Origin of the sequence: Aeromonas sobria (assembly GCF_000820145.1) — a bacterium.
Classification (GTDB): Bacteria; Pseudomonadota; Gammaproteobacteria; order Enterobacterales; family Aeromonadaceae; genus Aeromonas; species Aeromonas sobria.
Window position 1 is genome coordinate 236,692 of record NZ_CDBW01000016.1, and the last position, 13,534, is coordinate 250,225.

The 13,534-nt window shown below is 60.2% G+C and carries 13 protein-coding genes; 2 read left to right on the plus strand and 11 right to left on the minus strand.

The features are described from left to right. Positions 1-78: 78 nt before the first annotated feature. The gene (ggt, locus tag BN1135_RS07980; protein ID WP_042020208.1) at positions 79-1,860 is read left to right on the plus strand and encodes a gamma-glutamyltransferase; all 1,782 of its coding nucleotides are present in this window, start codon (positions 79-81) and stop codon (positions 1,858-1,860) included. A 134-nt stretch (positions 1,861-1,994) separates the two neighbouring features. On the opposite strand, the gene BN1135_RS07985 is transcribed toward ggt, so the two are convergent. Both BN1135_RS07985 and BN1135_RS07990 read right to left on the minus strand, forming a co-directional pair. Further along, positions 1,995-2,465, minus strand: coding sequence for a BamJ family beta-barrel-assembly machinery protein (locus BN1135_RS07985; RefSeq protein ID WP_042020209.1), 471 nt, complete (start codon positions 2,463-2,465; stop codon positions 1,995-1,997). A gap of 174 nt (positions 2,466-2,639) precedes the next feature. Beyond that, on the minus strand, positions 2,640-3,788 hold the full coding sequence (locus tag BN1135_RS07990; RefSeq protein WP_042020210.1) for a sodium:phosphate symporter: 1,149 nt from the start codon (positions 3,786-3,788) through the stop codon (positions 2,640-2,642). 268 nt (positions 3,789-4,056) lie between these two features. Here BN1135_RS07990 and BN1135_RS07995 point away from each other — a divergent pair, with 268 nt between their 5' ends. Continuing rightward, positions 4,057-4,440: a hypothetical protein gene (locus BN1135_RS07995; RefSeq protein WP_042020211.1), complete on the plus strand. Its 384-nt coding sequence runs from the start codon at positions 4,057-4,059 to the stop codon at positions 4,438-4,440. 118 nt (positions 4,441-4,558) lie between these two features. Here the strand turns inward: BN1135_RS07995 and BN1135_RS08000 are convergent, their stop codons facing one another. The 9 genes from BN1135_RS08000 to BN1135_RS08040 form a co-directional block, all read right to left on the minus strand. After that, positions 4,559-5,905, minus strand: a complete 1,347-nt coding sequence (locus BN1135_RS08000; protein WP_042020212.1) for an APC family permease — start codon at positions 5,903-5,905, stop codon at positions 4,559-4,561. Next, entirely contained in the window at positions 5,905-6,363 is a 459-nt protein-coding gene (locus tag BN1135_RS22040; RefSeq protein WP_139245047.1) for a hypothetical protein, read from the minus strand. Before BN1135_RS22040 ends, BN1135_RS08000 begins: the two co-directional genes overlap by 1 nt. A gap of 370 nt (positions 6,364-6,733) precedes the next feature. Further along, entirely contained in the window at positions 6,734-7,147 is a 414-nt protein-coding gene (locus BN1135_RS08010) for a hypothetical protein (RefSeq protein WP_042020214.1), read from the minus strand. A 184-nt stretch (positions 7,148-7,331) separates the two neighbouring features. Continuing rightward, complete coding sequence (locus BN1135_RS08015) at positions 7,332-8,462, minus strand: ribosomal protein uL16 3-hydroxylase (protein ID WP_042020215.1); 1,131 nt, start codon at positions 8,460-8,462, stop codon at positions 7,332-7,334. A gap of 165 nt (positions 8,463-8,627) precedes the next feature. Then, positions 8,628-9,998, minus strand: coding sequence for an adenylosuccinate lyase (gene purB / locus BN1135_RS08020; protein WP_042020216.1), 1,371 nt, complete (start codon positions 9,996-9,998; stop codon positions 8,628-8,630). A gap of 129 nt (positions 9,999-10,127) precedes the next feature. Then, on the minus strand, positions 10,128-10,739 hold the full coding sequence (hflD, locus tag BN1135_RS08025; RefSeq protein WP_042020217.1) for a high frequency lysogenization protein HflD: 612 nt from the start codon (positions 10,737-10,739) through the stop codon (positions 10,128-10,130). A 23-nt stretch (positions 10,740-10,762) separates the two neighbouring features. After that, on the minus strand, positions 10,763-11,869 hold the full coding sequence (mnmA, locus tag BN1135_RS08030) for a tRNA 2-thiouridine(34) synthase MnmA (RefSeq protein ID WP_042020218.1): 1,107 nt from the start codon (positions 11,867-11,869) through the stop codon (positions 10,763-10,765). A 157-nt stretch (positions 11,870-12,026) separates the two neighbouring features. After that, complete coding sequence (locus BN1135_RS08035) at positions 12,027-12,518, minus strand: NUDIX hydrolase (protein WP_042020219.1); 492 nt, start codon at positions 12,516-12,518, stop codon at positions 12,027-12,029. Then, positions 12,518-13,438 carry a pseudouridine synthase gene (locus tag BN1135_RS08040; RefSeq protein WP_042020220.1) on the minus strand — a complete coding sequence of 307 codons (921 nt, stop codon included), beginning with the start codon at positions 13,436-13,438 and terminating at the stop codon, positions 12,518-12,520. The genes BN1135_RS08035 and BN1135_RS08040 overlap by 1 nt, the downstream gene beginning before the upstream one ends. Positions 13,439-13,534 lie beyond the last annotated feature (96 nt).

Sequence of the window (13,534 nt, forward strand, 5' to 3'; positions counted from 1 at the left end):
TGTTCATTAACTTGAGCAACTGGCGTCAATCGTGACATAGTCCCTCTTCATGGTCATAAAACAGACAAGGAGAGTGTCATGTTGCTCAAACCTCTGGGGCTGGCTGTCGCCCTTACCCTGCTGGCCGGTTGTGCCAGTGACAACGGCTTTCACTACGCCCCGCCACCCCAGGCCCTGATCGCGCCCGAAGCCGCCAGTGGCTGGACCGACAAACAGGGCTGGCAGGGTCATGATTTCATGGTGGCGGCGGCCAACCCGCTGGCGGTGGATGCGGGCTACCAGATCATCAAGGCGGGTGGCAGTGCCGTCGATGCCGCCATTGCGGTGCAGCTGGTATTGACGTTGGTAGAACCGCAATCCTCCGGGATCGGTGGCGGTTCACTGCTGCTGGTGTGGGATGGCCGCAAGGTGAGCGCGGTGGATGGCCGCGAGACGGCGCCGGCCGCCGCTAACGACCAGCTGTTTATGCAAGATGGCAAGCCGCTGGCGTTTTATGACGGGGTGGTGGGTGGCCGCTCGGTCGGCGTTCCCGGCACCCTGCGCGCCCTGGCGCTGGCCCATCAGCGTTATGGCAAGCTGCCCTGGGCTGCGCTGTTTCAGCCCGCCATCACCCTGGCAGAACAAGGATTTGTGATAAGTCCCCGGCTGGCCACATTGCTGGCCAAGGATCCCTATCTGGCTCGTGACCCGGATGCGCGCGCCTATTTCTATCAGGCTGATGGCAGCCCCAAAACGGCAGGCACCCGGCTGACCAACCCGGCGCTGGCCAAGGTGTTGCGCACTCTGGCCACAGAGGGGGCGGATGCCTTCTATCAGGGGCCGCTGGCGGATGCCATGGTGGCCAAGGTGCGTCAGCATCCCACCAATCCCGGGGTACTGGCAGCCACCGATCTGGCCAGCTATCAGGCCAAACTGCGGGACGGCCTCTGCTTTGACTATCGCCAGAGCGAGATCTGCGGTTTCCCAACCCCTTCATCCGGCACCCTGGCACTCGGCCAGATCTTCGGCATGCTGGAGAGCCGCGATATGGCGGCCCTCAAGCCGATCACCACCAAGGAGGGGGGACTGGCAGCCTCCAGTGAGGCTATCCACCTCTACAGCGAAGCGGCGCGTCTGGCCTTCGCCGATCGCAACCAGTACGTCGCCGACAGCGATATGGTCAGCGTGCCGGTGAAGGGGCTGCTGGATAAGGGCTATCTGGCCGAGCGCGGCAAGCTTATCAGTAAGCACTCCATGGGGATTGCCAAGCCCGGTACGCCGCCACTGGCGCTGGCGCGCGGAAAGGATGCGACCCCGGAACTCCCCTCCACCAGCCATGTCTCGATCGTCGACAAGGCGGGGATGGCTATCTCCATGACCAGCTCCATCGAGGATGGTTTTGGTTCACGCCAGATGGTCAACGGTTACCTGCTCAATAACCAGCTCACCGATTTTTCCTTCACCTCGGTGGACGCTGCCGGTCTGCCGGTGGCAAACCGGGTAGAGCCGGGCAAGCGGCCCCGCTCCTCCATGTCGCCGCTGCTGGTGTTTGACAAGCCAAGCGGCGAGCTGACCATGACGCTGGGCTCGCCGGGGGGCTCCGCCATCATCAACTACGTGGGCAAGACCCTGCTCGGCACTCAAGATTGGGGCTTGAACCTGCAACAGGCTATCAACCTGCCCAACTTCGGCAGTCGCAACGGCCCCACCGAGCTGGAGGCGGGACTCACTCCCATGTCGGTGGTCGAGGGATTGAAGGCCAGGGGGCACGAGGTGGTGCTGAACGAGCAGACCTCCGGCTTGCAGGGGGTTGAGCGCAACGCTGGTGGCTGGTTTGGCGCAGCGGATCCGCGTCGGGAAGGGATTGCCAAGGGGGAGTGAGGTTCCCATAACAACAAGGCCAGCATGATGCTGGCCTTGTTGTTGATGGTGCTCTTACTGGATGCCCAGCAGCGTCACGTCAAAGATCAGCACAGGCGCTCAGTGGGATATTGCCACTGGAGCGTCCTGCGCGGTTACTGGATCCCTAACAGCTCTACGTCAAAGATCAGCACAGATCCCGGCGGGATTTTGCCAGCGGCGCGGTCGCCGTAGGCGAGGTCGGCGGGGATGTAGAAACGGGTCTTCTCACCTTCCACCATCAGCTGTACCCCTTCGGTCCAGCCCTTGATCACCTGATTGAGGCCAAACTCAATGGGCTCGCCACGGGCGACCGAGCTGTCAAAGACGGTGCCGTCCAGCAGCTTGCCCTCGTAGTGCACCTTGACCTTGCTGGTGGCGGTGGGGTGAACGGTGCCGGTACCCGGGATCAGCACTTCGTACTGCAGGCCGGAGGCAGTGGTGGTCACCAGCGGTTTCTCCTTGTTGCTGGCGAGGAACTCGGCGCCAATCCGCACGTTGTCGGCCGCCAGCTTTTTGTTGTTGCTGCTGGAGTAGAAGTAGTAGGCCGCACCGGCAATGAGCAGCGCGATCAGTATGAATTTCATCGGTTTTTCCTGTTCCATGAAATGTAAAAAGTGCAATGAAGGCGCCATCTTATCGCGCACCGCCCCTGATGGCGAGCCACAGGGCGGGAGGATGTGACCGGGCAAGCAAAGCAGGGTGACGCAGACGTAAAAAGGGGCGAGTCGGTGACTCGCCCCTTGTCATGGCGCCAGCGCTTACTTGGCGGCCACCATCATCAGGGCGGGCAGGGCGAAGAAGAGACCCGCCACATAACCCAGTGCCAGCAGCTTGTTCTCGCTGCCTACCCGGGCCAGCCCCTCGGCGGCGCGCACCGGCAGGTCACGCAGCAAGGGGATGCCATAGATGAGCACCACGGCGAAGACGTTGAACAGCACGTGTACCAGCGCTATGGTCAGGGCCAGCTGGGCTCCGGCTCCACTGATGGCGGTGGCAGCCAGCAGGGCGGTGATGGTGGTGCCGATATTGGCCCCCAAAGTGAAGGGGTAGAGCTGGCGGGTGCTGAACACGCCGCCGCCAGCCAGCGGGATCATCAGGCTGGTGGTGGTGGAGGAGGACTGCACCATGATGGTCACCAGCGCACCCGAGGTGATGCCAGTCAGCGGGCCACGGCCCAGCGCCTTGTGCAACAGCTCTTTGGCACGGCCAACCAGCACTTGCTGCAGCACTTTGCCGAGCCAAGTGACGCAGGCGAGGATCAGCAGGATACCGATGACGATGGTGGCGATGGCGGCACTCTTGCCCGGCAGGAAGGCGACGGCGCTGTCGATCAGCTGCTGGGCCGGTGCGGTCAGCGGCTTCATGAAATCCATCCCCTTCATCGACATGTTGGCGGAGCCTACCAGCAGGTTGGCCAGCCACTCGGCGCTGCGTTGCAGCAGACCGAACATCAGCTCCAGCGGCAGGAAGATGAACACCGCCAGCAGGTTGAAGAAATCGTGTACGGTGGCGGCGGCGAAGGCGCGGCGGAACTCGTCGCGATCCCGGATATGACCCATGGAGACGATAGTGTTGGTGATGGTGGTTCCGAGGTTGGCACCCATCACCATGGGGATGGCCATGCCGATGGGCAGGCCGCCGGCCACCAGACCGACGATCACCGAGGTGACGGTGCTGGAGGATTGCACCAGCGCGGTGGCCAGAATGCCGAGCAGCAGGGCGACAAAGGGGTTGTTGGCAAAGGCGAAGATCTGGGCTGCGCCCTCGGCGCCGCCGGAGAAATTTTTGAAACCGTGGGAGATGGCGCCCACGGCTACCAGGATCAGGTAGACCAGTACGATGACACTCATCCAGTTGAACAGGGCGCGGGTCGCGGGCGGCTGTGACAAAGCGTGATGGTGTTGCATAAAGCCTCTTGGGACGGTCGTTCCGTCTTGGGTAGTTGATGACCCGCGCATTTAAGCAGTGGTAAATGACAGAAATATGACAAAGTGACACTTTTATGATGGTTTTATGACTGGGGAGGGGGGCTTTTTCGGTAACTTCTTCGACAAGGTGTGACGGATATGGACGATTATCCGGTCGCCCGGGGGCTATCGGCACAATAAGGCTTGTGATCCCGGTACGGGACGCTATGCTGCGGCGTTTCTTTTGAGTCGTGGAGTAATAAGCGTGATGCGAGCATTGGTTCTCTCTCTTTCCCTCGGGTTGTTGTCGGTCGGTGTGCAGGCCAAGTCAGTGCTGCAGCCGGATTGTAATCTGGACAAAGCGCTGAAGAACGAGGCGATGGGTGCCTCCGTTGGCGTCAAGGGGCGTTGTGATACCGAGATGCTGATGCGTCAGCAGAAAGAGAAGGCGAAGGATGAGCTGAAAAATGGCACCGCCGATTTGCGTGACAAGGCAAACGACAGCGTGCAAGGTGCCCGTGATGACGTTAAATCGACCCAGCGCCAGGCCGACAAGGCCCAAGATCAGCTCAAGCAAGTGAACAAGGATGTTAAAGCGGTTGCCAATGATCCGCTCAAGGCGGCAGCAACTGCGGTGATCAACAAGAGTTGATCACACTCTCCTCTTACGCTTTTTAGCGAGTAAGGGCAGTCACTCGGTGAGATAGCGCCGGTGAAATAACAGAAGGGGAGCCATGGCTCCCCTTCTGTGTATCCGTTATCGCTCAGGATCAGGCGTCAGCCGCTTCCTCGTACTGACGGAACGGGATGCGGAACACCGCCAGACGCAGGAACAGATAGGTCACACCCAGACCGGCCCAGATCAGACCCAGCTCGAGGGAGCTCTGCTCCAGGTTGATCCACAGGGCGCCGATGGTGGCAGCGCCGAGCAGCGGCAGCAGCAGGAAGACAACGTGATCCTTGATGGTCTTGTTGCGCTTCTCGCGTACCCAGAACTGACCGATCACCGACAGGTTGACGAAGCTGAACGCCACCAGCGCCCCGAAGTTGACCAGCGCCAGCGCGGTATCCAGATCAAACGACACGGCGGAGAGGGCCAGACCGCCCACCATCAACACGTTGATGGCCGGGGTGCGGTATTTCGGGTGGATGTAGCCAAACACCCGCTCCGGGATCATCCGGTCACGACCCATCACGTAGAGGATGCGCGAGACACCGGCGTGAGCCGCCATGCCGGAGGCCAGTACCGCAACCGTGGTGCAGACCAGTACCACCGACTGGAAGAAGGTGCCGCCAACGTAGAGGGCGATCTCCGGCAGTACCGCATCCGGATGCTGGAAGCGGGCAAGGCTCGGGAAGTAGAGCTGCAGGCAGTAGGAGACCACCACGAAGATGATGCCGCCGATCAGGGCCGTCAGCACGATCGCCTTGGGGATCACCTTGCCGGCGTTCGGGGTCTCTTCGGAGAGGGAGCTCAGACCGTCAAAGCCGAGGAACGAGAAGCAGAGGATGGTCGCACCGGTAAACAGCGGCACCATCTGGGCTGACTCGACGTGGAACGGACGGCTGCTCATCAGGGTGCCAGCGCCCTCACCATGATAGATGCCCCACGCCATCAGGCCGATGAAGAGGGTGATGATAGCGAGCTGGATCACCACGATCAGCCCGTTGAAGTTGGCCACCAGATTGATGCCGCGCAGGTTCAGCAAGGTCATCACTGTCACCAGACCGAAGATGAAGATCCAGGGCTCGACGCCCGGGAACATGGCGGTCAGGTAGATCTTGGCCAGCAGGATGTTGATCATCGGCATGAACATGTAGTCGAGCAGGGATGACCAGCCGACCATGAAACCGACGTAGGGGTTGAATACTTTCTGGGCATAGGTGTAGGCAGAACCCGCAGAAGGGAACTTGCGTACCAGATGACCATAGCTGAGGGCGGTGAGCAGGATGCCACCCAGTGCCAGCAGATAGGCGGTGGCGACCCGACCATCGGTGATGTCACCGACGATGGCGAAGGTGTCGAACACAGCCATGGGGGTCAGATAGGCCAGACCCATCACAATCACTTGTGTCAGGGTAAGGGTCTTGAGCAGCTTGGCGTTTTGCGATGCCATTACGCTTTCTCCTCAATCAGTGCCGCAGCACGTGCTTGCAACGAGCGCAGGGATACGATGGATTCGCAAGCCTGTACATCAAGGGCGCCGGGGTGGCGCATACCGGGCTGTACCGGCAGGAAAGCATTAAAACGCCCCATGGTTATCCTCTCAACGTCGGGAGATTGTTTGGCAATCTCGAATATCACTTCCGGAAACGTTCCGGCCTCTTGTGGTGGGTTTGTACTGCACTTCAAAAATACAAAAACCGATGTCGCAGTGAACATCGGTCCTTTATTGGCGGCGTATTTTGCATTCGTGATGCCCCCTTGACAAGCAATTAAAGGCGCTAAAACGCATTTATTTGCATAAAGGGGAGGCAGGTAAGTGATCACTATCCCGCTGTGGCTGCCGGTGCGCCTTGCGGCTCTTTTTGGGGTAAAAACAGGATGGTCAGAGAGGGGATGAAAAACCGGCAAATCGTCGCTGCAGGGTGCATGGCGCCTGAATATTGATCCGGATCATATTTGCCATGATCCCCTGATATATGAGTCCCGTTATCGAGTGGTCGGGCAGGGTCAGCCAAGGGGGATAAAGGGCGGATAAGAAACCTGAATAGTTAGTCATATTAGTGACTGCACATATGGCATGCATCTGCCAAAACCAGGTCATAACGAGACGGCGCAACGGGCGGTTATTTGAAATAAATCACACTTTTGCGACAAACCCAAAGAGCCTGCCGGCTCTTCGGGAGTCGCGATGAACCCATGGCTGGTCATGGAGAGCTGGGCTGAGCTGAGCGGAGCGGAGCATTGCCATTCAAGTCGGCGATGCTGGCCGTCTCTCGTATCAGGCCATGATATCCAGCTGGGAGCCTTTGCGTTTTTCTTCACCAACCATACTACCCATCTGTTGACCGAGGGGGCTCTGCTGGAATTGCAGATAGTCGGTCAGGTTCTGCTGGCGCTGGTAGCGATTTGCCGCCTGATAAACATCAGCGGTGCTCGGGGCGGCGCTGTTGCCGGTCTCTTGTCCGCTCGCTTGCAAGTAACGATTGATCGCCGCTTTATCCTGCTGGTGGGCGGTGTAGGAGACGGCCATGGTTCTGCGGGCGGTTGCCTGCTCCTCGCTCTGCGCCTTCACCTCATCCTTTTTGGCCAGCGCTTCATTGCGGGCTTTATTGATCTGCTCGGGAGTCACATCGGGGTAGGAGGGGTATTTGCTGTAATCGGGCAGTGGCATGGGCTGGGAGGTGATCTGCATGGGGGCTCTTCTCTTCTGAACAGGAACGGCCGCATGATACGTGGCCGGTTTCGTTCAACAAAGCACCACTTGCCGGTTCATCAAGAGTAGGTTCAGCTTCGCGAATAGATTGTTAATTGAACAGTGGCGGAGCAATAAAAAAGGCGCCAAAAGGCGCCTTTCATATGGTCCAACCATAGCCTGATCAGCTAAAGAACCAGTAACCGCGATTGACCAGACGGGTCAGCAGTTGCAGGAAACCGGCCTGATCGGCCAGTTCAACCATATCAGCCTGAGTGATGATGTCTTTATCACACAGCAGGGAGATGGCAGCCGCATCCTCGCTCGGCAGGGTCCAGGCTTCGCCGTCGATATAGCACTGCTGGCTCTCGCCGCTGAACCAGACGCTGCGCAGGCCCGGCACCTTGATAGCAGGCTCGCCCTGGGTCAGCAGGTCGGCTACTTCCTCGGCGCTGTAGTCCGGCTCGACCGGATTGACGTCCAGATCGTGCTTGGCCTCGGAGATCATGGCGCCGAACCACTCCTTGAACAGGGTCTCGTCATCGAGGGCCTGTTGCATCAACTCGCGCAGACGGTGCAGTTCATGGGACTGGATCTCGCCGTGACGGGCACGGGGCTTGAGGTCCGGGTCGCTGTAACGCTCGGTACGCACCTCGTTGTCGATCAGGTGATCGGCAAAGGAGGAGATCAGCGCCTTGGCGTCCGGCGCGCGGAAACCGACCGAGAAGTTCATGGAGGGCTCGATGGCGTAGCCTTCGTGGGGGAATCCTGGCGGAATGTAGAGGATATCGCCCGGCTCCATGATGACGTCGATGATCGCCTCGAACGGCTCGCAGTGCAGCAGCGCGGCGTGGGCCGCAAATTCGTTCAGTGGCAGCGCATCGCCAACCCGCCAGTGACGCTTGCCCAGACCCTGGGTGATAAACACATCGTAGTGATCGATGTGGGGGCCAACACCGGCATGGGGGGTGGAGAAGCTCACCATCACATCATCCAGTCGCCAGCCGGGGATGAACTGGAACGGCACCGCCAGTTCGTTCACCTCGGGCGCCCAATGGTTGCAAGCCTGTACCAGAATGGTCCAGTTCTCTTCGCCCAGATGGTCGTAGGATTCGAAGGGGCCGTGGGCGGCATCCCACTTGCCATCAAAACGGGTGACGAGGCGGGACTCGACCACCTCTTCCATGGCCAGACCTGCCAGCTCGTCCGGGCTGATGGGATCCTGAAAGTCTTTGAAGCCGCCCTTGATAAGGAGCGGGCGCTTCTGCCAGTAGTGCTCAAGGAAGTGAGCGATATCCAGATTGAGTTCGTACATAGATCTTCTCGTCAAAGGGTTCGACAAAGGGTAAGAGAGGTCTTGCCAGAGGCGGCTGCCGACCTCGGGCAAGCCCTCTTGCAAAGGGTGTATAGGGTGCCACATAAAATAACCGGGGCCCTGTTGCAGATCATGCACAGGGCCCCGGTCGTGTTACTTATCCGCTTATTTCAGCAGATCAACCAGACGCTGGGCGTCACCAATGTAGTTGGCCGGGGTCAGCTTCTTCAGCTCCACCTTCACTGCTTCTGGCAGTTCGAGGGTGTCGATAAAGGTACGCATCCCTTCGGCATCAACGCGGCGACCACGGGTCAGCTCTTTGAGCTTCTCGTAGGGCTTCTCGATGCCGTAGCGACGCATCACGGTCTGGATCGGTTCGGCCAGCACTTCCCAGTTGGCGCTCAGGTCAGCGGCCATGGCGTCGCTGTTGGCTTCCAGCTTGGAGATGCCCTTGAGGGTCGCCTGATAGGCGATCAGCGAATAGCCCACCGCCACACCCAGGTTGCGCAGCACGGTTGAGTCGGTCAGATCACGCTGCCAGCGGGAGATGGGCAGCTTGCTCGCCAGATGCTGGAACACGGCGTTGGCCAGACCCAGATTGCCTTCGGAGTTTTCGAAGTCGATGGGGTTGACCTTGTGCGGCATGGTGGAGGAGCCAATTTCGCCCGCGATGGTGCGCTGCTTGAAGTGACCCAGTGAAATGTAACCCCACACATCGCGGTCAAAATCGATCAGGATGGTGTTGAAGCGGGCCATGGCGTCGAACAGCTCGGCAATGTAGTCGTGCGGCTCGATCTGGGTGGTGTAGGGGTTCCAGTTCAGGCCCAAGGACGTCACGAACTCCTCGGAGAACTGGTGCCAGTCCACGTCCGGGTAGGCGCTGATGTGGGCGTTGTAGTTGCCGACGGCGCCGTTGATCTTGCCGAGGATCTCCACCGCCATGATCTGCTTGTACTGGCGCTCCAGACGGTAGGCGACGTTGGCCATCTCCTTGCCCATGGTGCTCGGGGTTGCCGGCTGACCGTGGGTGCGGGAGAGCAGCGGCATGTCACGGTACTCGTGAGCCAGACGCTTGAGCTCGCTGATCAGCTTCTCGCAATAAGGTTTGATGACCTCTTCGCGGGCGGTTTTCAGCATCAGACCGTGGGAGTTGTTGTTGATGTCTTCCGAGGTGCAGGCGAAGTGGATAAATTCGCTGACAGCCGCCAGCTCAGGGGTCACTTCGACCTGTTCTTTGAGGAAGTACTCCACCGCTTTCACATCATGGTTGGTGGTGCGCTCGATCTGTTTGATACGGGCTGCGTCACTCTCGTTGAAGTTGCTGACGATGCCGTCGAGCAGGGCATTGGCGGCCGCACTCAGGGCAGGGACTTCGGGGATCCCGGTGTGGCTGGCCAGTTTTTGCAACCAGCGCACCTCGACTTCGACGCGAAAACGCAGCAGGCCGAATTCGGAGAAGATAGGGCGCAGGGCATCGGCCTTGTCGCCATAACGACCGTCAATCGGGGAAACAGCAGTCAGCGCGGACAGCTCCATGGGGTGAACTCCTGATGATTTGTGTGGGGGATCCGTATCCACTCGCGCGTTGGCCGGAGTCGTCATCAAGGCCGCTGTGCGGCTGTTCACCCTGATGTCGACCTCGATTGCCCGCGCGCGAGCCGATGATTAGTAACGTTTGGCCAGCTCCACCATCTTCTTGCGAGCGAAGATGATCTGGGTTCGGCTGCCACCGAGCTGACGCCACAGCACGCAGGCACGGATGCCCGCCAGCAGCAGGGCGCGCACCTTGTGCTGCACCAGCGGCTGCTGCAGGAACAGCGGGGTACCCGCCACCTGAATGCGCGGCCCGATGGGGCTGATGAGATCGCTGTAGATGCTCGCCATGTTGGCCATGATCTGCTCGTCCAACAGATCGAAATGCTGTTGCTGGCGGCCGATCTGGCTGATCCGCTCTCCCAGCAGGTTGAGAATGTCCTTGCGCTTGGCCAGCTTGCGCTCCAGCGCAATCAGGCTCACCACATAACGGGTCAGCTCAGCATTCTTCTGGCTGCCGTCGGCACCCAGCTGTTCGACCAGCGCGCGATAGCCATCGCGGATCGCCAGATGGCTGCCAAACACTTCCAGCGGTTGTTTGGGATCGGTCACCAGTACGCTCGAGAGGCTCTCGCGCAGGGAGGCTTCGTCGCAGTTGCCGTCACGGGCCACCTTCTGCACCAGAAAGGCAGCCTGGCAGATGCCGGCAAAGGCCATTGTTCTGTCTTGGAATTTATCGCTCACGTCTGCTGCCTTGTGTTAAGGATTCAAACCGGATGGCTGAAACGTTGCTCTATGATGCCACCGCCCAAGCACTCTTCCCCGTCATAGAAGACGGCGGATTGGCCCGGGGTGACCGCAGCCTGTTTCTCGTCGAAGATGACCCGGATGGTCTCATCGTCGATGGGCTGGATCAGGCAGGGGATATCCTGCTGGCGGTAACGGGTCTTGACGGTGCAGCGGCGCGGCTCGCGGATCGGAGTGCGATCCACCCAGTGCAGCTGGCTGGCAATCAGGCCGTCGGAGTAGAGGCGGGGATGCTCACCTTGCGCCACTACCAGTACGTTGCGCTCGACCTCTTTGTCGACCACATACCAGGCTTCTTCGGTAGCATCTTTGCGACCACCGATGCCGAGCCCTTTGCGTTGGCCCAGGGTGTGGTACATCAAGCCCTGGTGCTCGCCGATCACCTTGCCATCTACGGTTTCGATGGGGCCGGGTTGGGCGGGCAGGAACTTGGCCAGGAAGTCCTTGAATTTGCGCTCACCGATAAAGCAGATGCCGGTGGAGTCTTTCTTCTTGGCGGTGATGAGATCCAGCTGCTCGGCGATGCGGCGCACCTCGGGTTTCTCCAGATCGCCCACCGGGAACAGGCTCTGACCCACTTGCTTTTCGCTCAGGGTATAAAGGAAGTAGCTCTGATCCTTGTTGGTGTCGAGACCACGCAGCAGGCGCGGGTGGCCGGTGCTGTCGTCACGGCGCACATAGTGGCCGGTGGCGATGTAGGTGGCACCCAGCTCTTCGGCGGCAAATTCGAGGAACGCCTTGAACTTGATCTCCTTGTTACACAGGATATCCGGGTTCGGCGTGCGGCCAGCCTTGTACTCTTCGAGGAAGTGCTCGAACACGTTGTCCCAGTACTCGGCTGCGAAGTTGATGGTGTGGAGTTTCATCCCCAGCTTGTCGCAGACGGCCTTGGCATCAGCCAAATCCTGGGCGGCAGAGCAGTACTCGTCCGTGTCGTCTTCTTCCCAGTTCTTCATGAACAAGCCTTCGACCTGATAGCCCTGCTGCTGGAGCAGGTAGGCCGAGACGGAAGAATCCACGCCGCCGGACATGCCGACGATCACCTTGATTTGGCTGTTGTCTGTCATTAGTCGAAGTTACCAGTTCGTTTAAACGGGGCGTATTCTACCAGAGTTTTGCGCCCCCGGTCACATCTCCATGCTGTCGTTCCCATCAGGAGCCTGATAGCAGGAAATCGTTTTTCTGTTATTGGCCAGCGCGGCCGTAAAAGAGTGTCAAATGGCCTCAAATAAAGGCCTTGAGTGCTGAGAGTGGCAGGCGGGTGCCCGCCAGATAGTCCTGAATGCATTGCCATACCAGCGGGCTGCGCAGGGCCGGTTTGCACTCGGCGATCTCCTCCAGGGTGAGCCAGTGACAAGCGAGCACATCGCCGTCAGGATCCTCTGGATGGTGCTGACCGGGCGCTTTTTCAAGGTCGAAGATCAATGCGGTCCGGACAAAGGTGGCCTCACTGTCAGCCGGTTTGAACAGATAGGTGCCGAGCCAGGCGGTTGGCGTGGCGGTCAGACCCGTCTCCTCTTTCAGTTCGCGGCAGGCCGCTTCAAGCAGGTTTTCCCCCGGCTCCACATGACCGGCGGGCTGGTTGAAACGGCGCTGGCCCTTTATCTCCTCTTCCACCACCAGAAAGCGGCCCTGCCACTGCACCACGGCGGCGACTGTCAGGCGCGCCTCCATGCGGGCATGGCTGCTGGTCGATTGCTCTGCCTGATTGCTCATCATGACTCCTTGTCGTTGCTATTGGGATTGCCTGCGCGGGCCGGTCTGCGCATTGTGCTGCGCCCGCTGCTGCGGGGTTTGCCGCCGGCCGGGTTTGGGGTTGCGCGCTCGGTTGAATTAGTGCTGCGGGGACGCTCGTCCTGTCTTGGCTGGCTGGCCCGCCGTGGCGCCTCTCCTGCCGGTTTGGCATGTCCGCCCGAACGGGATGATGACGGACGCGGGCGGCTGGCCGGAGCTGGTGCCAGCTCGGGGGCGGGCAGGCTGCGGCTCTCGCCGGGGGCCAGACCGTCTTCTTGCCAATTACCCAAGGTCCAGTCACCGATGGCGTAGCGAATAAGGCGCAGTGTGGGGTGACCGATATGGGCGGTCATCCGCCGTACCTGCCGGTTGCGTCCCTCGATGATTTTGATCTCCAGCCAGCTGGTGGGGATCTCCTTGCGCTCGCGAATGGGCGGATTGCGCGGCCACACCGCAGGTTCTTCCATAATGCGGGCCCCGGCCGGCAGGGTCATGCCGTCATTGAGCTCCACGCCGGCGCGCAGGGCGGCCAGTTGCTCTTCGCTGGGGATGCCTTCTACCTGCACCCAGTAGGTCTTGGGGGTCTTCTCCCCCGGCTGGGTGAGGCGCGCCTGCAGCTTGCCGTCGTTGGTGAGCAGCAGCAATCCTTCGCTGTCTCTGTCGAGGCGGCCAGCGGCATAGATGCCGGGCTCCCTGATGTAATCCTTGAGGGTCTCCCGGCCTGCCTCGTCGGTAAACTGGCACAGCACCATGTAGGGCTTGTTCAACAGCAGCAACTTGCGATCCGCCGCTGCCAGATCCGGTTTGCGGGGGGCGGCTGGGCGCGCCGTTGTGGTGGTGCGCGCGGCGCCATCACGGGGCGGACGGTTAGGGAGAGAGCGACGGGAACGGGGAGATTTCATCGGATACACACTTCAGACTGTCGATGGCTGCGAGTGTACCACAGGGGGCTGACGGCGGGATGAATGGCAGAGGCCGCGGTGAGACCAAGATCGCAG